Annotated in this window: 19 protein-coding genes and 1 pseudogene; 13 read left to right on the top strand and 7 right to left on the bottom strand. The window is 70.4% G+C overall.

The window, feature by feature from the left end:
• Positions 1 to 80: 80 nt before the first annotated feature.
• The 3 genes from ACFVX4_RS34255 (at position 81) to mug (ending at position 3,769) form a co-directional block, all read left to right on the top strand.
• The gene (locus tag ACFVX4_RS34255) at positions 81 to 683 is read left to right on the top strand and encodes a hypothetical protein (RefSeq protein ID WP_389985102.1); all 603 of its coding nucleotides are present in this window, start codon (positions 81 to 83) and stop codon (positions 681 to 683) included.
• A gap of 1,060 nt (positions 684 to 1,743) precedes the next feature.
• Positions 1,744 to 3,186 (top strand): adenylosuccinate lyase, encoded by a 1,443-nt coding sequence (purB, locus tag ACFVX4_RS34250; protein ID WP_389985099.1) that lies wholly within the window; start codon positions 1,744 to 1,746, stop codon positions 3,184 to 3,186.
• Positions 3,187 to 3,205: 19 nt separating this feature from the next.
• Positions 3,206 to 3,769 carry a G/U mismatch-specific DNA glycosylase gene (mug, locus tag ACFVX4_RS34245; RefSeq protein ID WP_389985096.1) on the top strand — a complete coding sequence of 188 codons (564 nt, stop codon included), beginning with the start codon at positions 3,206 to 3,208 and terminating at the stop codon, positions 3,767 to 3,769.
• Between the two features lie 421 nt (positions 3,770 to 4,190).
• On the opposite strand, the gene ACFVX4_RS34240 is transcribed toward mug, so the two are convergent.
• The 3 genes from ACFVX4_RS34240 to ACFVX4_RS34230 form a co-directional block, all read right to left on the bottom strand.
• Positions 4,191 to 4,616, bottom strand: coding sequence for a hypothetical protein (locus tag ACFVX4_RS34240; RefSeq protein WP_389985105.1), 426 nt, complete (start codon positions 4,614 to 4,616; stop codon positions 4,191 to 4,193).
• 98 nt (positions 4,617 to 4,714) lie between these two features.
• Positions 4,715 to 5,452, bottom strand: a complete 738-nt coding sequence (locus ACFVX4_RS34235; protein ID WP_389985093.1) for an ABC transporter permease subunit — start codon at positions 5,450 to 5,452, stop codon at positions 4,715 to 4,717.
• Positions 5,453 to 5,454: 2 nt separating this feature from the next.
• On the bottom strand, positions 5,455 to 6,393 hold the full coding sequence (locus tag ACFVX4_RS34230) for an ABC transporter ATP-binding protein (RefSeq protein ID WP_389985090.1): 939 nt from the start codon (positions 6,391 to 6,393) through the stop codon (positions 5,455 to 5,457).
• A gap of 108 nt (positions 6,394 to 6,501) precedes the next feature.
• On the opposite strand from ACFVX4_RS34230, the gene ACFVX4_RS34225 reads away from it, so the two are divergent.
• The 3 genes from ACFVX4_RS34225 to ACFVX4_RS34215 all read left to right on the top strand — a co-directional run bounded on the left by ACFVX4_RS34225 (position 6,502) and on the right by ACFVX4_RS34215 (position 9,761).
• On the top strand, positions 6,502 to 7,695 hold the full coding sequence (locus tag ACFVX4_RS34225) for a sensor histidine kinase (protein ID WP_389985087.1): 1,194 nt from the start codon (positions 6,502 to 6,504) through the stop codon (positions 7,693 to 7,695).
• A 157-nt stretch (positions 7,696 to 7,852) separates the two neighbouring features.
• Positions 7,853 to 8,503 (top strand): response regulator transcription factor, encoded by a 651-nt coding sequence (locus tag ACFVX4_RS34220; RefSeq protein ID WP_266422649.1) that lies wholly within the window; start codon positions 7,853 to 7,855, stop codon positions 8,501 to 8,503.
• A gap of 100 nt (positions 8,504 to 8,603) precedes the next feature.
• A complete protein-coding gene (locus ACFVX4_RS34215) occupies positions 8,604 to 9,761 on the top strand; it encodes an ROK family transcriptional regulator (protein ID WP_389985084.1) in 1,158 nt (385 codons plus the stop codon).
• 62 nt (positions 9,762 to 9,823) lie between these two features.
• Here ACFVX4_RS34215 and ACFVX4_RS34210 read toward each other — a convergent pair whose 3' ends face one another.
• Positions 9,824 to 10,591 (bottom strand): GntR family transcriptional regulator, encoded by a 768-nt coding sequence (locus tag ACFVX4_RS34210; protein ID WP_389985081.1) that lies wholly within the window; start codon positions 10,589 to 10,591, stop codon positions 9,824 to 9,826.
• A 316-nt stretch (positions 10,592 to 10,907) separates the two neighbouring features.
• Positions 10,908 to 11,801 carry an RNA polymerase sigma-70 factor gene (locus ACFVX4_RS34205; RefSeq protein WP_389985079.1) on the bottom strand — a complete coding sequence of 298 codons (894 nt, stop codon included), beginning with the start codon at positions 11,799 to 11,801 and terminating at the stop codon, positions 10,908 to 10,910.
• A 154-nt stretch (positions 11,802 to 11,955) separates the two neighbouring features.
• Here ACFVX4_RS34205 and ACFVX4_RS34200 point away from each other — a divergent pair, with 154 nt between their 5' ends.
• Positions 11,956 to 12,786 carry an alpha/beta fold hydrolase gene (locus ACFVX4_RS34200; RefSeq protein WP_389985076.1) on the top strand — a complete coding sequence of 277 codons (831 nt, stop codon included), beginning with the start codon at positions 11,956 to 11,958 and terminating at the stop codon, positions 12,784 to 12,786.
• Positions 12,787 to 12,861: 75 nt separating this feature from the next.
• Here ACFVX4_RS34200 and ACFVX4_RS34195 read toward each other — a convergent pair.
• A pseudogene (locus ACFVX4_RS34195) lies at positions 12,862 to 13,710 on the bottom strand (DMT family transporter); the annotation flags it as partial.
• 47 nt (positions 13,711 to 13,757) lie between these two features.
• Here ACFVX4_RS34195 and ACFVX4_RS34190 point away from each other — a divergent pair.
• From ACFVX4_RS34190 to ACFVX4_RS34170, 5 genes are all read left to right on the top strand, one after another.
• The gene (locus ACFVX4_RS34190; protein ID WP_389985075.1) at positions 13,758 to 15,251 is read left to right on the top strand and encodes a PLP-dependent aminotransferase family protein; all 1,494 of its coding nucleotides are present in this window, start codon (positions 13,758 to 13,760) and stop codon (positions 15,249 to 15,251) included.
• 91 nt (positions 15,252 to 15,342) lie between these two features.
• Positions 15,343 to 16,923 carry an alkaline phosphatase D family protein gene (locus tag ACFVX4_RS34185; protein ID WP_389985072.1) on the top strand — a complete coding sequence of 527 codons (1,581 nt, stop codon included), beginning with the start codon at positions 15,343 to 15,345 and terminating at the stop codon, positions 16,921 to 16,923.
• Positions 16,924 to 16,996: 73 nt separating this feature from the next.
• Complete coding sequence (locus tag ACFVX4_RS34180) at positions 16,997 to 18,370, top strand: SWIM zinc finger family protein (RefSeq protein WP_389985069.1); 1,374 nt, start codon at positions 16,997 to 16,999, stop codon at positions 18,368 to 18,370.
• Positions 18,367 to 21,048 carry a DUF6493 family protein gene (locus ACFVX4_RS34175; protein WP_389985066.1) on the top strand — a complete coding sequence of 894 codons (2,682 nt, stop codon included), beginning with the start codon at positions 18,367 to 18,369 and terminating at the stop codon, positions 21,046 to 21,048. The genes ACFVX4_RS34180 and ACFVX4_RS34175 overlap by 4 nt, the downstream gene beginning before the upstream one ends.
• A gap of 359 nt (positions 21,049 to 21,407) precedes the next feature.
• Positions 21,408 to 22,859, top strand: coding sequence for a GNAT family N-acetyltransferase (locus ACFVX4_RS34170; RefSeq protein ID WP_389985063.1), 1,452 nt, complete (start codon positions 21,408 to 21,410; stop codon positions 22,857 to 22,859).
• Here ACFVX4_RS34170 and ACFVX4_RS34165 read toward each other — a convergent pair.
• Entirely contained in the window at positions 22,827 to 24,050 is a 1,224-nt protein-coding gene (locus tag ACFVX4_RS34165) for a trans-sulfuration enzyme family protein (RefSeq protein WP_389985060.1), read from the bottom strand. The genes ACFVX4_RS34170 and ACFVX4_RS34165 overlap by 33 nt on opposite strands.
• A gap of 59 nt (positions 24,051 to 24,109) precedes the next feature.
• Between ACFVX4_RS34165 and ACFVX4_RS34160 the strand changes: the two genes are divergently transcribed.
• Positions 24,110 to 24,607: an Lrp/AsnC family transcriptional regulator gene (locus tag ACFVX4_RS34160; protein WP_385330589.1), complete on the top strand. Its 498-nt coding sequence runs from the start codon at positions 24,110 to 24,112 to the stop codon at positions 24,605 to 24,607.
• The last annotated feature ends 12 nt before the right edge of the window (positions 24,608 to 24,619 follow it).

The following is a 24,619-nucleotide window of genomic DNA, read 5'->3' as shown; positions in this document are numbered from 1 at the left end:
CACTGGACCACCGGGCCACTCGACCGCGCCCGCCACAGCAGGCTCGAACGACTCAACTACCAACTCTCCGCCTGAACGAATTGGGCAGCAGGGTCTACGAGTGGGCCAAAGCCCCGGCGACCGGGTTCCGGCACCAGCTCTCCTACCTGCACTACGACCCGTCGACCGGCGCCTTCGCGGACAGCGCGGGCGCGGCCGTGACCACCCCGGTGGCACCTGGCACGTCCGACGTGATCCAGGAGCTCACCACGGGTGAGGAGTGGAGCATCGACAACGCCTACACGGGTCCGGCGGTGCAGAGCGCCAAGCTCACCCTCGACGGCTCCACCCCGAAGGTCGCCTACCGCTACCGCTCGGCCGACAGCGGCGGCAACTTCCGCGTCTACTACGCGTATCCGAGCGGCGGCGGCTGGGCCCGCCAGACCGTGTACGCCGGCGGCCAGACCGCTGCGGCCCTCGGCATCACCTGGGACGAGACGGACGCCCAGCGGGTCTACTACGTGACCGGCTCCGGCACCGACCGCGTCTTCGTCGCGACCGAGTCGGGCAGCACGTGGACCTCGCAGTCCGCCGCGCCGGGCGTGAGCGCGGACCGGCTCGCGGTGCGACGGGACTCGGACGGGAACGATGTTCTGTACCTCCCGGACACCGCGCACGACTCGCTCTACTACGGATGGCGTTGAGGCCCTGCGCCGTCGGCACTCCCGCAGCGGGGTGACGGGGCGCATTCGGTGTCGGTGACCGGTGGCGCAGGGCCCGGGTCCGACGTTCTCGGAACGTGACAGAGCGCGCAGGCCGGTCGCCGGGGCACCGACCCGCCGTGACGCCGGCGAAGGAGGAGACGCCGTCGGCGGGCCTCGGACCTCGGACCGCGTCCTGCTGACGAGGTGCATGGCACCCGGTCTGACGAGGTGCACGGCACCCGGTGCAGCCCTTCACACATCCGCGCCACACGTGTCGTCACCGCCTTGTTGCTCCACGTGCTCGAAAGCAGAGAGCCGCAGGACAACGGTGCCCGCCCCGGACGCTGCACTCCTTCGCAGCCCCTGAGCTGGGGTGTTGTGACGGCCACTAGAACTCAAGTATCCGGCGGGGCTTCGTCGTCTCACACTGGGTCGTGCTCTCCCTCGCCGCCGGCGTGAAGATGAGCGAGGACGAACCGGCATTCGACCGGATGCTCGGTGTGTCCGGCGCACCGAGCCGGGCAGGTGAGGGGGACCGGGCCGGGCAGGTGAGGGGGACCGGGCCGTGGTCCAGGAGCGGCATCGTGACGGCGCACGGCGCGCTCGTCGGCCTGCCTGCCTCCTCTTCCGCAGCACCCGGTGGCAGTACCCGGAGGAGGGGTGCTGCGCAGGACGGGCCCACGGGTGGTCCGCAGGCCGACCAGAGTCGTCGCCCTGCCGGATCCGCTCCACCCGGGCGTGCACGACGCGGTCGGGATGCGGACGGACATCTCCTCAGGGCCGGCGAGTGCATCTGACCGGCGAGTGCATCGAGGACAGCCGCGAGGAGGCCGCCCGGCTCGGTGCTCAGGCCACGGCCTTGCACGGGTTCGGCTTCCTTGATCGGAAGGGCTTCGTCTCAAGGCCCCGGCGGTGCTGGAATCACCGGCCGGGGCCGTTTCGTCTCGCGCGCGTCTCACACGCCGTACGTGAAACGGTGGTCCAGGTGCCGCTGACCTGGACCTTATGGACTCTGTGGGCGCTCACGAACCACTGAAAACGACAGGTAAACTCTGGACACGTGACTGCTGTGTCTGCGAAGCCTCGCATCCCCAATGTCCTGGCCGGCCGCTACGCCTCCACGGAGCTGGCCGTCCTCTGGTCCCCCGAGCAGAAGGTGAAGCTGGAACGCCGGCTGTGGCTGGCGGTGCTGCGCGCTCAGAAGGACCTCGGGATCGAGGTGCCGGACGCAGCGCTCGCCGACTACGAACGTGTCATCGACCAGGTCGACCTGGCCTCGATCGCCGAGCGCGAGAAGGTCACCCGGCATGACGTCAAGGCCCGGATCGAGGAGTTCAACGCCCTCGCCGGTCACGAGCAGGTCCACAAGGGGATGACATCCCGGGACCTCACGGAGAACGTCGAGCAGCTTCAGATCCGGCTCTCCCTGGAGCTGATGCGCGACCGCACGGTGGCGGTCCTGGCCAGGCTCGGCAAACTGGCGGGCGAGTACCGCGAGCTGGTCATGGCCGGTCGCTCCCACAACGTCGCCGCGCAGGCGACCACGCTCGGCAAGCGTTTCGCGACCGCGGCCGACGAGCTCCTGGTGGCGTACGGCCGGCTCGAGGATCTGCTGGACCGCTACCCGCTGCGCGGCATCAAGGGCCCCGTGGGCACCGCGCAGGACATGCTCGACCTGCTGGGGGGCGACGCCGGGAAGCTCGCCGACCTCGAACAGCGCATCGCCGCGCACCTCGGTTTCGCGCAGGCCTTCACCTCGGTCGGCCAGGTCTACCCCCGCTCGCTCGACTACGACGTGGTGACCGCGCTGGTCCAGCTGGCCGCGGCGCCCTCGTCGGTTGCCAAGACGATCCGTCTGATGGCCGGGCACGAGCTGGTGACCGAGGGCTTCAAGCCAGGTCAGGTCGGCTCGTCCGCGATGCCGCACAAGATGAACACCCGGTCCTGCGAGCGCGTCAACGGCCTCATGGTGATCCTGCGCGGCTACGCGTCGATGACCGGCGAGCTGGCGGGCGATCAGTGGAACGAGGGCGACGTGTCCTGCTCCGTGGTCCGCCGGGTGGCGCTCCCGGACGCCTTCTTCGCATTCGACGGTCTGCTGGAGACCTTCCTGACGGTGCTCGACGAGTTCGGGGCGTTCCCGGCCGTCGTCGCCCGTGAGCTGGACCGCTACCTCCCGTTCCTCGCCACGACCAAGGTCCTGATGGGCGCGGTGCGCGCGGGTGTCGGCCGTGAGGTCGCGCACGAGGCGATCAAGGAGAACGCGGTCGCCTCGGCCCTGGCCATGCGCGAGCAGGGCGCCGAGCGCAATGAGCTGCTCGACAAACTGGCCGCCGACGATCGCATCCCGCTGGACCGTGCGCAGCTCGACGCGCTGATGGCCGACAAGCTCTCCTTCACCGGAGCGGCGGGCGACCAGGTCACCGCGCTGATCTCCCGCATCGAGGAGATCGCCAAGCAGCACCCCGAGGCCGCCGCATACACGCCGGGCTCCATCCTCTGACGGCCTCGACCACAGCCGGATGACGCCCGAAGAGCTCCAGGCCGCCCGCGACCGCACCGTTCCCGATGTGGTCGCGGGCGGCCTGCGTGTGCTGTTCTGCGGGATCAACCCGAGCCTGATGACAGGGGCGACGGGCCACCACTTCGCCCACCCCGGCAACCGGTTCTGGCCGGTACTCCATCGGTCCGGCTTCACGCCTCGGCAGTTGAAGCCGGCCGAACAGACCCAATTGCTGCGGTACGGCCTGGGCATCACCAATGTGGTCGCCCGTGCCACCGCTCGGGCGGACGAGCTGTCTGCCGAGGAGTTCCGCGAGGGCGGCCAGATCCTGGCAGCCAAGGTCGAAGAGCTGCGACCGCAGTGGCTGGCGGTCGTAGGGGTCACGGCGTACCGGACGGCCTTCGGCAGGCGAACCGCCCGGATCGGTCCGCAGGACCACACGATCGGCGGCGCCCGTGTCTGGGCCCTGCCCAACCCCAGCGGCCTGAACGCCCACTGGACCGCTCAGACGATGGCGGAGGAGTACGGACGTCTCCTTGCCGCCGTCGACCGCGACACCGCCATCACCACCGAGGAACCCTGACGCCCCCGGCGCCCTCGCCAAGGCTCGGCGCTCATGACCGCGTAGTGGCGGCCATGGCCCGTCCTCGGCCCCATGGCCGCGTACCGGTCGTCATCGTCCATGCCCGACATCACTGCCCCGGCCACCCCGAGCCGAGAAGCCGGGTGCGTGCCGCCCTCGCCCGTGTCCCCGGCGACAGTCCCAGGCCCACCGTGCAGGGAGGTGTCGGGCCCATCGACGTGGACAGCCACCTGCACCCCCGTGACAGACGGCAAGCCGACGGGCCCTTCGCGCAGCGAACGGTGTCCGGGCCCCTCGCCAGGACCACAACCGGGCTCCAGGACGGCGGGCAGTGGCGAGGCCCGTCATACGAGGTGCTCCCCGACCGGGCCATCGCAGCAAACGGTCTCGTGCCCATCCGGCCGACAGCAGCCTGCTCATGTCAGGGCGGATCGATCTCGGTCACCACCACGTTCAACCCCTCCTCCTCCAGGTAGAGCCCGATGGCGATCCAACGGTCCTCGATCCTCCACAGCTGGAGGTACTCGCAGCCCGCAACCGTCTCGGCCCACGCCTCCGGTATCTCCTCGCCGGCGGTCATCCGCTCCTGTGCACTCCACAGGCTGATCATCTGCGGCTCTCCCCAGCGACCGGTGAGCAGCGTCAGCAACGCGTCATGCTCTGCGAGGCACTGGGCCCGGTGCTCCAGTCGCCGCACTTCGTCGTCGTCCCAGTGATCGACATCCGCATGCAGGGACGCCGAGTGATACCCGGGCCCGCTGACTCCCGAGCCAGACCGGATGCGCTCCGTGGGAAAGTCCAAGGTGCGCATCGCGTCGATGAGGCGGAGGTGATGTGCGGTGGTCATGCCGCCAGTAAACCGCCCAGCACTGACAAGCCGCTCCTTGCCATGCATTTTGAGATGCTTTCAGCCGTCCTGCTCCGTATTGAAATCGCATCGACGGGCTACGCGTCCCTGCGCCGGAGCGTCCACCAGCCGGCCAGCAGCGAGGCCGCCGCCCAAGCCGCTGTCACCCCTAGTCCGCCCCACGGTCCGAGGCTTCCTCCGGGGTTCTGGTGGAGCACCAACTGTCCGGCCCGGTCCGGCAGATACTGCGCGGCCCCGCCCGCGACGCTACCGACCACGAAAGCGACTATGAGCACGAACGGGATGAGCAGGCTGAGCACGGCCACGGCGCTGCGCAGCACCACTGTCAATCCGGCCGCGAACAGGGCCATCAGCGCCAGATAGATCCCGCCTCCGAAGGCTGCCCGCAGAGCGCCCGGCTCCCCCAGATCGATCGCATACTTTCCCATGAACAGTTGTCCCACGAGGAAGGCGCTGAAGCTGGTGACGAGGCCGACGGCAAGTGCCGACGCCCCGACGACGGCGATCTTGGCAGCGTAGAAGAGGTTGCGGCGTGGCACAGCGGCGAGCGATATCCGCAGAGCTCCGTTGAGGTACTCGGAGGAGAGCGCGGTCGCCCCGAAGCTGATGGCCGCGATCTGGCCGAAGTTCAGTGCGTAGAAGGCATCGAAGACCGGCTCGGCATCGGCACTGTCCGCCTCGGACTGACCGATGGTGGAGAAGGCGAGCAAGGTGATGGCAAGTGTCACGAGGAGAACGGCTATCAAGGATCCCACGACGGACCGCACCGATCTCATCTTGATCCACTCGGAACGCAGCACTGCGGTGGTCGACATGGTCAGGCCTCCTGACGGTTGGCGGATGAGGTCGATACCGATGCGAATTCCGTGGCGTCGGCGGTGAGGTCGAGGTAGGCCTGTTCCAACGTGGCCTGCTCGTCGGTGAGTTCGAGGACGGGAATGCCTTCGGTGGCGGCTATCACGCCGATCTCCCCGGCCTTCGCGCCCTCGATGGTCCAACAGCCGTCGTCATCCTGCGCAGGGTCGTATCCCTTGCGGATCAGGACATCGCGCAGTCGCGTGGACTCGGTCGTGCGCACCCTTGCGCGGGGCCTGCTGCGGGAATCCAGGAATTCCTGCATCGGCAGGTCGGCGAGGAGCCGGCCCCGGCCGAGAATCACGAGGTGGTCGGCGAACGACGAGGTCTCGTTCATCAGGTGGCTGGAGACCAGGACCGTGCGTCCCTCGCGGGCAAGCCGTTTCATCAGCTCCCGGATCCAGATGATGCCTTCCGGATCGAGGCCGTTCGACGGCTCGTCCAGCATCACGACCTCCGGGTCGCCCAGCAGCGCGGCCGCTATGCCCAGTCGCTGCCGCATACCGAGTGAGAAGGTCTTGATCCGGGCTCCGCCGACCTCGCCGAGGCCGGCCTCCTCCAGGACCTCCTCGACTCTGCTCGCACCGAGGCCGTTGCTGACCGCCAGGGCGAGCAGGTGGTTCCGTGCGGTGCGCGAGCCATGGGCGGCCTGGGCGTCCAGCAAGGCGCCCACCCGGCGCAGCGGATCGTCGAGTGCGGCGTAGAGCTGCCCGCCGATCCTGGCCCTGCCGCCGGTGGGCCGGTCGAGGCCGAGGACGAGTCGCATGGTGGTGGACTTGCCTGCGCCGTTGGGGCCCAGAAATCCGGTGACGCGCCCGGGTCGCACACTGAACGTGAGGTTGTCCACCGCGCGGGTCGTACCGAATTCCTTGGTGAGTTCATGGACGTCGATGCTGGTCATGTCCCAAGCCTCGCGGCCGCGCCCAGCGCCCCGCCTCCCCCACGGGTGGGGATCATCTCCCTCCCTCGGGGGAGCCGCCGCACCCGTGCGGACTGACACGATGGCCGCATGTTCCGCCTCCTGCGCCCGCTCACCGCATCTGTCACCTACACCCGGTGGCTGCATCTCCTCATCCCGGGTGCGGGCTACAGCGTGTGGTTGTTCATCGCGCCGGGTTCCCCGTGGGTGCCCATGGCGATCGCCGTACCGGTCGGCTTGGTGCCCGGTATGCGGCTCGCCGAGGGAGTGCAGGCACAGCTTCTGCTCACGCCGGAGGAGCGAGGCAGAGCTGATGCCGCAATCTCCGCGACCACGGCGGCCACCTGGGCCGATCGCTGGAGAACCCTGCTGTGGCTGGAGATACGAATGGTGCTCGCCCTTCCCGTGGGGTACGCCACGGTGTGGTTGTCGGCAACCGCGGTGGACCTCGTTCTCACCGCTTCCGGCAGGGGCCCGAGCAACGAATGGCTGGTCCGCGGAGTGGAGCCGCACTGGTGGTATGCCCTGCTCTCCCCTCTGCCCCTCCTGCTGCTGCTCCCCATCGTCGTGATGAGCGGCCACTTGATCACCGCGTGCGCCCAACGGCTTCTCGGTCCCTCGCCGGTGCAGCGGTTGACCGCTCTGGAGGAGCGAACCGAGCAGTTGCTGGAGCGCAACCGCATCGCACGTGAGCTGCATGACTCGATCGGGCACGCGTTGACGGTCGCGGTCGTCCAGGCCGGCGCGGCCCGGACGGCGCGCGACCCGGAGTTCACCGAACGGGCCCTGGCCGCGATCGAGGAGACGGGCCGGGAGGCGCTCGACGATCTGGAGCGGGTTCTGCGGGTGCTGCGCGAATCGGGAACGCCGGTGGGGCAGCGGCCGACGCTCGTGGAAGCGGACCGGCTCCTGGACTCCGCGCGCGGTTCGGGGGCGAAGATCGACGCGGACGTATCAGGTCCGCTGGAGCAGGTTCCGGGCGCGGTCTCCCGCGAGGGGTATCGCATCCTTCAGGAATCCCTCACCAATGTGCTGCGTCATTCGGGTACGGTCCCTGTCCGGGTGCGCATCACCGTCGACAACGGCCGGCTGGAGCTGGAGGTCACCAATCCGCTCACTCACTCGACAGCTGATTCGACAGCCGCGCCGGGCGGCGGGAGCGGGCTGCGGGGCATCCGGGAGCGGGCCGCACTGCTGGGTGGAATGGCCAGGACGGGTCCGCACGAGGGGGAATGGCGGGTGCACGCGAGCCTTCCGTTGAACGGTTTGAGGTCTGCCCTGTAGTCCCCGGGGGAATCGGCGCGGCGTCGGATGCGGTGCGTCGCAAGGCACTTGGCCATCGGTGTATCGGATACATGCGGACGTTCCGGCAACACGGCGAGGTGCCGTAACTGTCGTCGTACGCCGCCAGGGATTACTGGACAGCCCTTAGGCTGGCCCAATGCCGGTTAGCGTACTTCTGGTCGACGACGAACCCCTCGTCCGCGCGGGGTTGCGCGCGGTCCTCGAGGCTCAGCCCGATATCGAGGTGGTGGGCGAGGCGGGCGACGGCGCCGCCGTGATCCCGCTGCTGCATCAGCTGCGCCCCGACGTGGTGGCCATGGATGTCAGGATGCCGTTGATGGACGGCATCGAGGCCACGCGGGTGGTGCTGCGCACGGTGCCGGATCCGCCGAAGATCCTGGTGGTGACCACGTTCGAGAACGACGAATACGTCTACGAGGCGCTGCGTGCCGGGGCGGACGGTTTTCTCCTCAAACGTGCCCGGCCCGCCGAGATCGTGCATGCGGTGCGCCTGGTCGCCGAGGGTGAGTCGCTGCTCTTCCCGGCGGCGGTCCGGCAACTCGCCGCCGAGTACGGCACGAGCAAGGCGCGCGCGGCCTTGGACCGGGCAGCACTGACCGAGCGGGAGTCCGCGGTCCTCCGGCTGATGGCTCGTGGCCTGTCGAACGCGGAGATCGCCGCCAAGCTCGTGGTCGGCGTCGAGACGGTGAAGACCCATGTCAGTGCCGTGCTCGCCAAGTTGGGTGCGAGGGACCGTACGCAGGCGGTGATCGCGGCATACGAATCCGGGTTCGTCGCTCCGAGCTGATATCCCTGCCCGGAGGGAACCCACTGCGGCCCATGGTCGCCCCGCACCTGGGCAACGAGTACCATCCGCCTGACATGCGCTCGAGCTGGGAGGACACACCGTGGGCCGGCTGACCGGTGGGGATCCGTCGCTGTTGCGACGTATCAATTCCGCGGTGGTGCTGCACGCTCTGCGTGGCGCCGACTCCCCCACTCTGACGGACCTGACCCGGATCACCGGACTATCCCGTCCGACGGTCGAGGGTGTGGTGGAGGGGCTCTTCGAGGCCGGACTCGTCGTCGAGTCGGTGCCCGACGGGGGTGAGGCCCGACGCCAGGGGCGGCCGGCCCGCCGGTTCCGGTTCCGTGCCGAGGCCGGGCATCTGCTCGGCATCGAGATCGGCCCGCATCGCGTCTCCGCACTGCTGTCGGGGCTGGACGGCCGGATCATCGGAGCCGGCGCCCGCGAGGTGTTGGAGACCGCCTGCGCCGACGACCGGCTCGACAAGGTCAGGGCCGTGGTGGCCGACCTCCTGCGGCGTACGGGTGTGGCCAGAAGCAGTCTGCGCGCGGTAGGGGTCGGCAGTCCGGGCATCGTGGAGGCGGACGGGACGGTACGGCTGGGGACCGCCCTGCCGGGCTGGACGGGTCTCGCGCTGGGTGAGCGGCTGAGGCGCTCCTTCCGCTGCCCCGTCCTGGTGGAGAACGACGCCAATGCCGCGGCGGTCGCGGAGCACTGGAAGGGCGCGGCCACCGAGTCCGACGACATCGTGTTCGTTCTGGCGGGGCTGAGTCCGGGCGCCGGTTCGCTGATCGGCGGGCGGCTGCACCGTGGTTTCGGCGGTGCGGCGGGTGAGATCGGCGCGCTGCATCTGCTCGGCCGCGAAGTGACTCCGGAGCGGCTTCTGTCCACGACGGACACTCCGCTGGATCCGTTGGACGAGCCCGCGGTCGCCGATGTGTTCGCGGAGGCCCGGCACGGCGATGTCCGGGCGCAGGCGGCGGTCGAGCGGTTCATTCAGCGCCTGGTGCACGATGTGGCGGCGCTGGTGCTGGCGCTGGACCCCGAGCTCGTGGTGGTGGGCGGCTGGGCCACCGGGCTGGACGATGTGCTGGATCCCCTCCGCAGCGAGCTGGCCCGCTACTGCCTCCGGCCGCCACGGGTCACGCTGTCGCTGCTCGGTGAGGCGGCGGTGGCTACCGGTGCCCTGCGGCTGGCTCTCGACCACGTCGAGGAACAGCTCTTCGCGGTGGAGGGAACGGTGACGGCCCGCCACTGAGAGCGACGGGCCGTGCGTACCGACAGAGAATCGGCGGAGAACCGGCCCGGAGCCGGCCGTACTCAGGAGGCCTGGCGCTCCTGGTCGTGGTGGCTGATCTCCAGGTCGCCCGAGTCACCGAAGGTGAGCCGGCAGGTGTCGGCGCGGTACGTGGCGACGGAGAGCGCAGCGGTACCGCCCGCCACGAGGTAGCGGGTGGTGACGACGAGAACGGGAGCGCCGGGAAGCCGGTCGAGCTCCTTGGCGTCGTCCACCCGTGCCGAGCCGAGCTCCACCGACCGGTCCTGGCCGTCGAGGCCGAGGCGGTGCAGCTCGCGCAGGAGCCCGCGGGCCCGCGCGGGCCCGGACGGGGCGTCGATCGCGGAGAGTTCGGGCACGGACGAGGACGGGACGTACAGGAGTTCCGCCGCGACCGTCTGCCCGTGGGAGACCCGGATACGGCGCACTATGTGCACCGGCTCGTCGGCTTCCACATCGAGCACGGCCGTCACCGAGGACGGCGCGACCGCCGCCGTGCAGTCCACCGGCTGCCATGCCTCCGCCGCACCGCCGCCGGACCAGTCCCGCCGTGCCGTCGAGACCGCGACCCCGACGCGCGGCGGGGCGACGGTGGTCCCGACGCCGCGGCGACGCTGCAGCCTTCCTTCGAGTTCGAGCTGTTCCAGAGCCTGCCGGAGCGTGGCTCGGGCGACTCCGAAGCGGGCGGCGAGCTCGCGCTCATTGGGCAGGATCTCCCCCACCGCAAAATCCGAGTCGAGTGCCTCACTGAGCACGGTCTTGAGGTGCCAGTACTTCGGCTCCTGCACCGATTCCAGCTGCGTGGTCCCCACCCTGTCCTCCGCAATCACCCAGCGGCTATTCCGCGACGTTATTTATTAAAGGTTCCTGTCTTAACGTTGAGACCATAGGACGGTACACACCCTTGGTCAAGACCAATCCTCGGTCGGTCACGCAGCGAAACGGGACTTTGCCGCAGAGCGTTCACAGGACGTTCGTGGTGCTGTGAGGCGAGCGCAGCACAAAGCCCCACGACCACTGGAACCCAAGGGCAGGACGCGGAGCTTCGAACAGCGGACGGCAGCGGGGTCCCCCGGCAACCGGAGTCACCGCCGCCAGCCGAGAGCGTGGTCGGTGACCCGGCGGCCGCTACGCCTCCGGGAGGTCGGCGAAACGGATGAGCTTGTCAGGGTTCCGCACGATATAGACGCACTGGATGAGCCCGTCCTTGACGTCCACCTGAACGACCGAGTCGACCTTTCCACCCAGGAACAACAGCAGGCCCGGCCCGCCATTGAGTTCCAGGAGGCGGAAGCCGAGCTCCTCGACCTGGGCGTGGGCGACGGCGAAGAGGAAGCGGCCGACCTTGTCGGCGCTCTCGATGATCCGCAGCGGCGCCTTGGACTTTCCGCCGCTGTCCCCGACGAGCCGCGCGTCGGGCGCGAGCAGGGCCAGCAGCTCCTCGATGTCGCCGCCCGCCGCCGCGGCGAGGAACCGCTCGGTGAGGTCACGGCGGTGGGCCGGGTCGACGTCGTAGCGCGGTTTGCGCTCCTCCACGTGGTGCCGTGCACGTCCTGCCAGCTGGCGCACCGCGGCCTCGGTCCGGTCCAGAGCGACGGCGATCTCCGCGTACGGAAAGCCGAACGCCTCGCGCAGCACGAAGACGGCCCGCTCCAGCGGTGACAGGGACTCCAGGACGACGAGCACGGCGACGGATACGGAGTCGGCCAGGACAGCCTGTCCCTCGGTGTCGGGCACAGCCGGTCCGAAATCGGTGACGACCGGCTCCGGCAGCCACGGCCCGACGTACGCCTCACGCCGCGACTGCACCTGCCGCAGCCGGTCGACGGCGAGGCGGGTGATGATCCTCACGAGAAAGGCGCGCGGCTCCCGTACGTCCTCACGGGACGCGGAGGACCAGCGAAGCCAAGCCTCCTGCACCACGTCCTCGGCATCGGCGACCCGGCCCAGCATGCGGTAGGCAACGCCGGTGAGCACGGGACGGTGCTTCTCGAAGACATCGGTCGTGGTGTCGGCTGTCACCCCTCCATCCCAGCCGACCCGTCGCACCCTGTCCAGCGCGAATCGCATCCCCCTCTTGAACTGCGGGCTACTGAACGGTAATTGTTATTGACGAGACGTCTAAGTCGCCTTCAGGCATGGCCCCTTCATGCCGGATCACCCCGGGAGCACCAGCATGGCCACCACGGTCTCGTTCAGCGTCGACTCGCCCCGAGGGCCTCGGACCGTTTCCGTGGCGTATGAGCGGACCGGCGCCGGCGAGCCTCTGCTCCTGCTTCACGGCATCGGCCACCACCGTCAGGCCTGGGACCCGGTGTTGTCCGTGCTCGCCGTGGAGCGGGATGTGACAGCCGTCGATCTCCCCGGCTTCGGCGCCTCGCCGGAACTGCCCGACGGACTGCCGTACGACCTGCCGACCGTGGTCACGGTCCTCGGAGCGTTCTGCGAGGAGCTCGGTCTGGACCGGCCGCATGTGGCGGGCAATTCGCTCGGCGGTCTGCTGGCGCTGGAGCTCGGCAGGGAGAAGCTCGTGCGGTCGGTGACAGCGCTCTCGCCCGCCGGTTTCTGGACCGGGAGCGAGCGACGCTACGCGTTCGGGACGCTGCGGGCGATGCGGCAGGCCGCGTTGTCGATGCCGGTCCCGCTGATCGAGCGGCTCTCGCACAGCGCGGCCGGGCGCACGGCACTGACCAGCACCATCTACGCCCGGCCCGGCCGACGTTCAGCCGATGCCGTCGTCGCGGAGACCATCGCCCTGCGCGAGGCGACCGGATTCCACCAGACGCTCGCCACCGGGCGCGGCGTCACGTTCACCGACGATGTGCCGGGGCTGCCGGTGACCGTCGCCTGGGGCAGCCGGGACCGGATCCTGCTGCGCCGGCAGGGAATCAGGGCCAAGCACACCATCCCCGACGCCCGGCTGGTCCGGCTGCCGGGCTGCGGTCATGTGCCGATGAACGACGATCCGGCGCTCGTGGCGCGCGTCATCCTGGACACCAGTCGCTGACACCGCGCCGGTCGCCGAATCCGTACCCCGGGCCGCTCCGCTCCGGGACAGGACTCCCGATCCGAGGGCGACACCCAGCCCGACCAGAAGACTGCCGCCCGCCTGTGCGGTGCCGTACGAACCGGTACCGACGAGCGGTGCGGTGAGCGCGGCGGAGACCGGGATCAGGCCGGAGAACAGCGTGGCGCGCTCCGCGCCGATGCGCTGCATGCCCATGTACCAGCAGACGAAACCGATGACGGTGACCACGGCCGCCTGCCACAGCAGCGCCGTCGCCTCCGCCGGAGTGGGCATCCGCAGAACATCGCTGCCGTCCAGGACCACGCCGAGCCACGCCGACTCGACGGCGGCGATCCCGCAGACCGTGGCGGACAGCAGCTTCGGTCCGAGGGGTCGCAGGACCGGTACGGCGAGGACGGCGAAGCCGACCTCGCCTGCCAGAGCACCGACCGAACAGAGGATGCCCGCCAGGTCCGTGCGACCCCAGCCCTGGACGGTGAAGGCCCCGGCGGCGACGAGCGCGGACGCGTACAGGACCGTGCGTGTCGGCCGGCGGCCGTCCACGAGTGGTACGAGTACGGCGACGAGGATCGGGGCGCAGCCGACGAACACCCCTGGAACGGCAGGTTCCGCGGATCGTTCCGCGCTGAGCACGGCAAGGTTGAAGCCGACCATGCCGATGGCTGCCAGCAGCGCGAGCCGTCCCCACTGGCGCAGGGTGAGGGTGCGCAGCGCGGTGGTCGGCCGGGACTGCCTGTCACGGGCCAGGAGGGGTACGAGCAGAAGCGCCGCGAGGCCGTAGCGCAGCGCCTGGCCGCCCGCGTACGGATATGCGCCCAGGACACTGTTGGCGGTGAAGGAAGCACCCACGAGGATGCAGGCGAAGGCTGCGAGGATCGCCCCGCGCAGAGAGCTGACGTTCATGGAATCGACGCTAGGCAGCCGGGCGGTCCGGTTTAAGGTCCACTTCCATGATGTCTTCGGGGACCAATCCGCGGCCGGACCGTTCGGAGGACGGCGAGTTCGGCTCCGCCGCCTGGGAGTTGCTGCTGCCGGCTGCTGCGGAGCCGGCCCGTCGGCGCGGTCGCGCGCTGCAGTCGGCCCTGCGCGAAGCCGTGCGTTCCGGCCGTCTCGTTCCCGGTACGCGGCTGCCGTCCAGCCGTGCGCTCGCCGCCGATCTGCGGGTGTCTCGGGGGCTGGTCACCGAGGCGTACGAACAGCTCACGGCCGAGGGCTATCTGCGCAGCGGACGTGGTGCGGGTACCTGGGTGAGCGAAGCGGTTCGGGCACCGGTACCGGGGGCGCGTGATCTCGCTCCGCGCGCCGCGGGCGTACGCGTGGACTTCCGGCCCGGCACGCCCGATCTGTCGCTGTTCCCGCGCGGTGCCTGGGCCGCCGCGTACCGCTCGGTGCTCGGCCGGCTGCCGCACGGCACGCTCGGCTATCCCGATCCGCGCGGCCTGCCCGGACTGCGGGACGCCCTGGCCGCCCTGCTGTCCAGGCGCCGAGGGGTGGTCGCCGATCCCGAGCGCCTGGTGGTGTGCTCCGGCGTGGCGCAGGCGACGACTCTGCTGGGGTTCGTGCTGCACGGGCGGGGAATACGGACCGTCGGCGTCGAGGACCCCGGAAGTCCCGAACACTCCGCGCTGTTCGCATCCGCGGGGGTCACCACCATCGGCTTGCCGCTCGACGACGAGGGTCTCGCGATCGAGCCCCTCGTGCGCTCGGGCGTGCGCGCGGTCGTCACCACACCGGCGCACCAGTTCCCCACCGGAATCGCCTACTCCGCCGCCCGTCGCAGCCGGCTTCTGGACTGGGCACGCGCCGTGGACGGGCTGGTCGTGGAGGACGACTACGACGGCGACTTCCGCTACGACCGCGCCCCCGTCGGCGCGTTGCAGGGGCTCGACCCGGAGCATGTCGCGTACACCGGCTCGGTGAGCAAATCGCTGGCACCCGGGCTCCGGCTCGGCTGGCTCCTCGCACCGGCGGCCATGACCGACGAGATCGTCGCCCGCAAGCGCACGATGGATCTGGGCAATCCGGCCGTCGACCAGGCGGTCCTCGCCGACTTCATCACCCGGGGCGGCTACGACCGGCAGCTGCGCCGCTGTCAGCGAGCCTATCGCGAGCGCCGCGACACGCTCACTTCGATGCTGGCGGAACACTTCCCCGGAACCGAGGTGAGCGGGATCGCCGCAGGTCTCCACATCATCGCCGCACTGCCCGAACGGTACGGCCCGGAGCCGTTGTTCATGGCACGCGCGGCCGGGGCCGGAGTCGCTCTGCGGCCGCTCGGTGCCTGCGGCACCGTGCCGTGCGAGGACCGGGCGGTGCGCCTGGTCCTCGGATACGCGCATCTGGCTCCGTCCGAGATCGAGCAGGGCGTACGACTGCTCACGGCGGCTCGGCAGGACACGAACGGACCGGGTACCGGCGAGGGGCGGGGCCGGGTGTTCATCTGAGGTTGGTGTGCGCGCCGCCGACGGGCACAAGGGTGGGTTCGCTCGCCCCCCACCCATTCGTCCCGCTGACCACTGCCCCGGAGGCGCCTCGATGTCGAACCGTCCGCGAATTCCGTCCCCCGCCCGCCGCAGTGTGCTGCGCGGTTCGCTCGCCGTGTCGGCCGCACTCACGCTCCCGGCGGCGGGCGCCGCGGCCCCCGCCTTCGCCCTGTCCGGCCGGCCGCGCGCGGCGTGGGGCGTGCAGGTGGGCGACGTCACCTCGTCCTCGGCGCTGATCTGGGTGCGGTCGGACCGACCGGCCCGGATGATCGTGGAGACATCGGCCACGGAGTCCTTCCGGCGGGCCCGCACATGGCATGGTCCACTCGTCGGTTCCGGCACCGACTTCACCGGGACGACACCGCTGTACGGACTGCCGCCGGGCGAGCAGGTGCACTACCGGGTGACACTCGCCGATCCCCAGGACCCCCGCCGCACCGGGGAGCCGGTGTACGGAACCTTCCGGACGGCGCCCGCCCGGCGCCGGGACGGGGTGCGGTTCCTGTGGTCGGGCGACATCGCAGGGCAGGGCTGGGGTATCAACCCGGACATCGGCGGCTACGTGGTGTACGACGAGATGCGCCGCCTCGATCCGGACTTCTTCCTCTGCAGCGGTGACAACATCTACGCGGACGGGGTGATCGAGCCGAGCGTGACCCTGCCCGACGGGCGGGTCTGGCGCAATGTCACCACCGAGGAGAAGGCGAAGGTCGCCGAGACCCTCGCCGAGTACCGCGGGAACTTCCGTTACAACCTGCTGGATCACAACCTCCGTGAGTTCAACGCCCAGGTCCCTTCGATCGTTCAGTGGGACGACCACGAGGTGCGCAACAACTGGTATCCCGGGCAGATCCTCGACGACGCCCGGTACACCGAGAAGAACGTGGATGTGCTCGCGGCCCGTTCGATGCGGGCGTTCCGCGAGTACTTCCCGGTCTCCACGCTGCATGCCCGGTCCGGGGAGGGTCGGATGCACCGCGTGGTGCGCCACGGTCCCCTGCTCGATGTGTTCGTCCTCGACATGCGGTCCTTCCGCAATGCCAACTCGCCCGGCCGGCAGCCCGACGACACGACGGGCATCCTCGGTGCGGAGCAGCTCAAATGGCTCAAGCACGAGCTGTCCCGGTCCCGCGCGGTGTGGAAGGTGATCGCCGCGGACATGCCGTTGGGACTCGTGGTCACCGATGGTGCGACGGACTTCGAGGCGGTCGCGCAGGGCGATCCCGGAGCCCCGCTCGGCCGTGAGCTGCAGATCGCGGAACTGCTGAGGTACATCAAGCACCGCCGGATCACCGGCACGGTCTGGCTGACGGCGGATGTGCACTACACGTCGGCACAGCACTACGAGCCCGAGCGTGCGGTGTTCAAGGACTTCGCGCCGTTCTGGGAATTCGTGTCGGGGCCGCTGGCCGCAGGTCAGTTCCAGGCGAACGCGCTCGACGCGACGTTCGGTCCGGACCGGGTCTTCGTGCGGGCGCCCGACCGGGCGAACGTGTCGCCGATGGAGTCGCCGCAGTACTTCGGCGAGGTCGACATCGACGGCGACAGCGGTGAGTTGACCGTGCGGCTGCGGGCACAGGGCGGTTCCGTCCTGTTCAGCAAGGTGCTGCAGCCGGGGCGCGTCGGGCAGTGAACCGACGCCCGGCGATCGGCCCCCGGGCGATGGCCGGGGGCCGATTGTCAGTGGTGGGATCTACGGTTTTTCCATGACCCGATCCGTTCAGGCATTGGCCTACTCACGCCCGTCCGCCCTGGATTCCTCACAGGCGGGGCAGCTCCTCGGTCTGGAGACCTCCGGTGGTCTCACCCCGCGGGGCACCGAGCCGCACCCCCGGTTCTTCTCCGGCTTTCTCACCTCGCCGAGGATCGCCGCCCGAGGTCTGCTGGCCGTGGCGGACGTGGCGTCCGCGCGTTACTACCGACCCACCCTGCCCTCGTCCCTCGACCCGGTGGTGACGGGCAACGGCGACCGTTTGCGTTTCGAGTCGTTCTCCGGCTGCTGCGGGGTGTACGCACGTCTCGATGTGCTCCAGGAGGGGCTGGACGGTGCGCGGACGGACCATGGCACCACGAATGTGGATGTCAACAATCCGCTGCGGGAGGCGCTCTCGCGGATAGCGGGCGACGATCCGCTGCACATGCGGGTCGGCCCGGACGAGATGGCCGTCACCACGCTGGACGGTCCGGTCGTGGAGAAGAAGGTTCCCCTGCCCGCCCGTTGGCTGCGCGGCTTCGCGGAGGCGCAGGTGGTGTCCGCGGGTTTCGATCTGCGGGCCGAGCTGTCGGCGGCCGAGGCCGTCCGGTTCCTGCGTTCGCTGCCGCGTTCGACCCAGAAGGCCTCGCGGGGCGCCCAGTGGGTGGTCCCGGCCGGGAAGACGCTCCGTCCGACGACACGTCCGGTGACGGGGGCGGTGTGTCTGCCGGGCCCCGAGCGTCTGGTGGTGCTGCAGCGGGTGCTGCGTCACGCCACCTCGCTGCGGGTGTACGGACCGGTGGCCGACGGGGCGGCGACCGCGAGCGCATGGGAGGTGGTGCTGCCGGGCATGCGCCTCACCCTGACGCTCTCGCCCGATGTCTCGCGCGGCTTCTCCGGCGAGGGCGGCGTGCTCGAAGCGCTGGCCACCGACGATGCCGCGGCCGATGCGGAGCTGGTGTCCGTGCTGCTGGCCTGGGAGCCGCGGATCGATCCCGCCGACCTGGCGGAGCAGTCGGGGCTCCCGGTGGAACGGGTGAGGGCCGCGCTCACCCGGCTGGGGACGGCGGGCCGGGTCGGCTACGACCTCGCCGACGCGTCCTACTTCCACCGCGAGCTGCCGTACGACGCCGACCGGGCCGAACGGCACAATCCGCGTCTGGTGGCGGCCCGGCAGCTGGCCGGCTCGGGTGCGGTCGTGCTCGACGGGGAGACGGCAGCCGTGGCCTCGGGAGACCGCCGCTATCAAGTGAGGGAGAAGGACGGCATGCTGAGCTGCACCTGTCAGTGGTGGGCGGACTACCGCGGGCGTCGGGGCCCGTGCAAGCACGCCCTGGCCGTCCGAATGCTCCGTCGCGGGGCGCCGGTTGCCGGGGGTGCGCGATGAAGGAGCTGCTCACCGCCGTACGCGAGGCACGCAGGCTGGACGTGCCGGCCCTGCTGTCCGGGCTGGACCGGGCGGGACGCAGGTCGGCGCTGGCGGAGCTGAAGGAGCTGCGCAAGGAGGCGCGGAGCTGGCCCTGGGAGAAACAGGACAGGATCCGCAAGGCCCTGCTGGTCGCGGGCGCCGGCTGTCACACGGGAGCGGCGGGCTGCGCCGCCTGGATCGGCAGCCGGGACCTGCAGATCTGGTCACGGCCTCCCTACCCGATGCTCCTGAGCGTCCTCGCGGACCGTGACCCCGAGTGGCTCGGTGACGTCGCGCACCGGCTGGCGGCCCGTCCGGGGACGGCGGAGACCGCCTATGAGCTGATCACCGGGCTGGTGAAGACCTCGCGGTGCCCTGTTCCCACCACCGACGGCTTCGTACGGGGCTGGGCCGAAGCGGTCTCGGCCTCGCAGTGGCAGCAGAAGAGACGACCGCTGGCCGATGTCCTCCGTGCGGACCCTTATGTCACCGTTCTCGTGCCGCGGCTCTTCGAGGTGGCGGAGCTGCCGTCGCAGATGCTCTGGTTCGACGAACCGGACGACCCGAGCCGATGGCATGTGGCGCTCGCCGTCCTCGCGGATGAGGGTCTGCTGGAGCGGGCTTCGCTCGTCGACGGTTGCGTGGCCCGGCTGATCCGCGGTGGAAGGCCCGGCGAACTGCGGTTCTTCCTCGCCGTATTGCGTCAGCTCGCGCTGACCCGCGAGGAGGAGGCGGAGCGGGTGGCGGACTGGGCCGCCATGGCGGCGGACGGGATCTCCACCGTGGCCGGGCACGCCCAGGAGGTGCTCGCCCGGCTGGACGGGCACGGCGAACTGCCCGTGCGGTCCCTGGCGGAGGTCTCGGGTTCCCTGCTGTTCCGCCCGGAGAAGAAGCTCGTCCGTGCCCAACTGGTGCTGATCGGCAAGACGCTGCGCCGCGATCCGTCGGCCGCCGACGAACTGCTGCCCGTCGTCGCCGAGGCATTCGGGCACGCCGACATCGACATCCAGGAGCGGGCACTCAAACTCGTCGCACGGCATCTGCCCACCGTCGACGCGGCGGTGCGAGCGGAAACCGCTCTGTCGGCCTCGCTGCTGGGTCCGGCACTCCGTACGGCGGCGGCCGAGGCGTTCGGCGACCTGATGGACGACAGTACGGCGGCGGAGCCGTACGTGGAGCTCCTGCCGTCCGCCCCCGTCCTGCGGCGTATCGAACCGGCGCCGGCGACGCTGCCCGAGCTCGTCGAGGAGGTGGTGGTCCTGGCGAGATCCGCATCACGGGATGTCACCGCCTTCGAGCGGGCACTGGACGGGCTGGTCCGCCACGCCCACACCGACCGGCCGGCGTTGACCGAGGCGCTGCGGGACGCCTTGGCCGGCAGTTGGTGGCTCGTCGACGAATCGCAGAAGAGGATCGAGCAGCGGCTCCGCTCGGAGGCCGGAATCACCCTGGTCGTGGCCGTGCTTCTCGGACGGGTTCCGATTCAGGCGGTGCATGAGGGGCGTGCGGCCTGGTCCGGCAGCAGTGTCTGTGCCCATGCCGCGCTCAAGGGAGTGTTGAAGGCCCGGCTGTGGGAAGCCGCCGACGCGGTGCTGACCGGCAGCACACCATTCCTGCTGGCCTTCCCGACCTGGCACACCGGCTCGCTCGACCCTGCCGTGCTGATCGAGCGGCTGCGTACGTATCAGCAGCTCGGAGTGCGGCCCGGGGAAGCCGACTTCGCCCAGGCCCTGTTGCGGGTGCGGCGCGACGGTCAGCACGAGGCCGCCGAGGCGGCCGGGGCGGCCGACCGGCTCGGCACTCCGGAAGGTGACCGGCTGGCGGCCTGGCTGCGGGCGGACCGACCGCTCGCGACCGTATACCGCTTCGATCTGGAACGACAGGAGTCCACCGCCCGCGGCTGGGTGGAGCGGCAGCCTGCCGACTGGACCCGGCGCATCCTGATGGCGAGCGATGAACACCCTTTCATTCAGCGGGAGTTCCCGCGCTCCTTCCACTGGCTGGGCAGCGCCCATACCCCGCGTCATCGCACCTGCGACCACGGGAACGACCACCCGGATTCCTGGCTCGCCACCCTGCCCGAGGACAGCGAGACACTGGCCGCGTGGCTGCTGCCGGCCATGGCGACGTGTACCACCGATGAGCTGAAGGATGCGGCGCGGCCGCTCCTCGGCCTGGTCGAACTGGGTGGGTCTGCCGCCGAGGCCATCCATCTGGCCGTGGGGTACGGGCTGGGCGCCCGGTATCCGGAGGACCGGCTGTCGGCGGTGGACGCCTTGCTGATACTCGCGGCCCAGCAACGGCTGGACACGACGTCGCTCGGCGAGCAGTTGGCGATCCTCCTCGATCACAGGCTGGTGAAACCCAACCGCCTCGCGGACTCCGCCCGTACCGCGGCCGCGACGGGCGCATACCGGACGGTGCTGTCCGTGCTGGTCCCCGTTCTGCCCGGACTCCTGGCGAACAAGAAGGGGACGCGGGGGCTGAGCGACCTGCTCTCCGTGGCCGCCGAGTGCGCGGAAAACTGTGGCGCGGTGGGCGGTGGCGAGCCGATACCCGGGCTCGCCGAAACGGCCGCGCGCGGCGGATCGTCGCAGTTGGTACGCCAGGCGGTACGCCTGCAAGCCGCCTGGGAGCGGGGCCTGGGGCAGATGTGAAGGCCCAGGACATCGTGGTGTGACCCGCGGGTTCTGCCGGCTCGCAGCGATCGGGCCGGCGGTGCGGCGGCTCCTGTCCGGCCCGGGACCGGCCGGGAGAGCGGGAGCTGCCGCACCGAGACAGCGGGCACGATCAGGCGGACGCATCAGCCGGACGCAGCGGGCAGACGCATCGGACACACAGACCGGGCAGGCGATCAAGCACACAGATCGGGCGAGCGATCGGGCACACGGGGCGGGCACGCGATCGGGCAGGTCACCAATACGCCGAAAGTGAGGATAACGGACTAGATCCATACTTAACCCATCAGTCACAGAGTGTTCGTGATCAGGCAACAACGCTCGGTCAGAGTGAATCCATGACTGATGTGACATCCGCGAAGACTGCCCGCCGCTCCCACCACTGGCGGCGGGACGTGACCGAGCTGGCCGCGCTGTTCACCGCGGTCGCGGTGGCCGACGCCATCGCGAACCTGATCGGGCACCAGCCGGACGGACCGTACCTACTGATCGCCTCGGCCGTGGCCCTGGCGGTGACGGCCGGGTTCCACACCTGGTGGGCACGGCGGCACAGCCACGCCCCGCCGCCGACCGGCTCCGACCTCCCAGCCGAGGGAGGGGGAGACGGCGTCGGCGCGGCCCCGGCCCACCGCGCCGACGCCGCCACGACCGCGCTGCTGAGCACGCCCACCGCTGCGGGCCCGTCCCCGTCCCCCGAGGGCACGGTGCTGTGGCGGATGCGGACCACGGTGCGGGACGCCCCCGGCAGCCTGGCGGTGCTGTGCGGCGCCCTCGCCCGGCACCGGGTCGATATCCTCACCCTGCAGACGCACCCGCTGGCCCACGGCACGGTCGACGAATTCCTGCTGCGCGCGCCCGCCCCGCTCCCGGCCCAGCAGCTGAGCCGGGCGATCTCCGCCGCCGGGGGCAGTTCGACCTGGATCGAGCGGGCCGACACGCACGATCTGGTCGACGCCCCGACGCGCGTCCTCGGCCTCGCCACCCGCACCGCCCTTGACGCGGCCGAACTCCCCCTCGCACTGCGACAGTTGCTCGGACGGTGCACCATCCACTCGCTGCCCGCCGTCTCGATCACCGGCCGCGCGACCGGTGAGCTCACGCCCGTCGAAGGAGTGCTGGAGGAGACGGTGATGCGGCTGCGCGACCCGTCCGGAGGTGCCATCACGATCGAGCGGCCCTATCTTCCGTTCACGCCGACCGAGTTTGCGAGGGCGCGTGCCCTGGTCGAGCTCGATGCCCGGCTCGGCCCCCGCGTCCCGCGCAGCGAGCACGTGCTCACCCTGCCCGAGGGCAACGAGATCACCGTGCGCCGCGCGGACAGCAGCGACCTCGGAGCAGCGCGTGCGATGCACGACCGCTGCTCCGAGCAGACGCTGCGGCTGCGGTACCACGGGCCGGTCCACGACGCCGACCGTTACCTGGACCACCTGCTGAGTCCTCGCTTCGGCCGCACACTGGCCGTGCAGACGGCCTCGGGCCGGCTGGTCGCCCTCGGCCACCTCCTCTGGGACGGCGACGAGACCGAGGTCGCCCTCCTCGTCGAGGACGACTGGCAGCGCCGCGGTATCGGCTCCGAGCTCCTGAGCCGCCTGGTGGCACTCGCCATCGAGGCGGGCTGCGAGAGCGTCTACGCCGTCACCCAGTCGTCCAACACCGGCATGGTCGCGGCCATGCGCGCGCTGTCCCTGCCGTTGGACTACCAGATCGAGGAGGGCACCCTGGTCGTCACCGCCCGGCTGGACGCGACACCGGTCCGTTCACTGCCCCCGTACGAGCAGGCCGGTCGCTGACTGCCCGGACACGGAGGACTCCCGTCCGGCCTCCCGCGAGCTCAGCGCCTGGCACAGATCGGCCCACAGGTCCTCGACATCCTCCAGACCGACCGACATGCGCAGCAGCCGGTCCCCGACGCCGGAGGCCTGCCGGTCTCCCTCATCCACGATGCGGTGGCTGATGGAGCCCGGATGCTGGATCAGGCTGTCCACGCTGCCCAGACTCACCGCGGGCGTGATGAGCCGCACGGCCGAGATCACCCGGTGCGGATCCCCGTACACCTCGAACGAGACCATCGCCCCGCCCAGCTTCGGGTAGTGGACCCTGGCGATGCGCGGATCGGCGGTCAGTCTGCGGGACAGTTCGGCGGCGCTCGCGGACGCCGCCCGTACCCGTACCGGAAGCGTGGACAGGCCCCGCAGCAGCAGATACCCGGCCATCGGATGCAGCACCCCGCCGGTGGCGAAACGCACCTGCCGAAGGCGGGCCGCGAACTCCTCGTCGCAGGCGACAACCCCGCCCATCACGTCGCCGTGCCCGCCGAGGTACTTGGTGGCGCTGTGCAGCACGATCCGGGCACCGTGCTCGACGGGCCGCTGGAGCACCGGGGTGGCGAAGGTGTTGTCGACGAGCAGCGGCACGGAGCCGCAGGAGTGCGCGATCGCACGGATGTCGACCTCGGCGAGCGTCGGGTTGGCGGGCGTCTCCACCATCACCAGACCGGTGTCCGGACGGATCGCCTCCGCGATGCCCGCCGGATCGGTCCAGGTCACCTCCGTGCCCAGCAGCCCGGCGCCGAGCAGATGGTCGCTGCAGCCGTAGAGCGGCCGGACGGCGACCACATGGCGCAGTCCCATGCCGGCGCGGACCAGCAGCACGGCGGTGAGCGCCGCCATTCCACTGGCGAACGACACGGCGCTCCCGGTCCCTTCGAGCCGGGCGAGGGCGGTCTCGAACCGGGCCGTCGTCGGGTTGTCCAACCGTGAGTAGACCGGCGGCCCTTCGAGCCGGGCGCCGGTGGCGGCGAAGTTGTCGATCCGCTCCGCCTCACCCCTGGAGTCGTACGAGGGGTAGGTGGTGGACAGATCGATCGGCGGGGCGTGCAGTCCGAGGGCCGCGAGATCGTCGCGGCCCGCGTGCACGGCTTCGGTGGCCAGCGCCCTGGACCGGGGTCTCGTCGGGGGCGCCATCAAGGATTCGGTGTCCATGTCACCACTCTGAACAAACACCGGATCCACTGGGCCATCTCCCGTGCTACGTTCGGCAGATGGCCGATTCCGTCGCTCTTGACCCGGTGGATCTGCACATTCTGCGGCTGCTGCAGAACGATTCCCGGACCACCTACCGCGAGCTGGCCGCAGAGGTCGGCGTCGCGCCGTCGACCTGCCTGGACCGGGTGACCAGGCTGCGCCGGTCAGGCGTCATTCTCGGCCACCAGCTGCGTCTGGACCCGGCACGGCTCGGCCGTGGTCTGGAGGCGCTGCTCTCCGTACAGGTGCGGCCGCACCGCAGAGAGCTCATCGGCCCGTTCGTCGAACGCATCAGGACGTTGCCGGAGTCCCGCGCGCTGTTCCATCTGACCGGCCCGGACGACTATCTGGTGCATGTCGCGGTCACGGACACGGCCGATCTGCAACGCCTGGTACTGGACGAATTCACCTCGCGCCGCGAGGTGGCGAGGGTCGAGACCAGGCTGATATTCCAGCAGTGGGAGTGCGGGCCGCTGCTGCCACCATCCGGAGAATCGGCGGAGTCGGGCCACTGAGGCCGAATAATG

Origin of the sequence: Streptomyces sp. NPDC058240, from assembly GCF_042882135.1 — a bacterium.
Taxonomy (GTDB): Bacteria; Actinomycetota; Actinomycetes; order Streptomycetales; family Streptomycetaceae; genus Streptomyces.
Note: the sequence above shows the minus strand (reverse complement) of the source record. Positions and strands in the feature narration are given on the sequence as shown.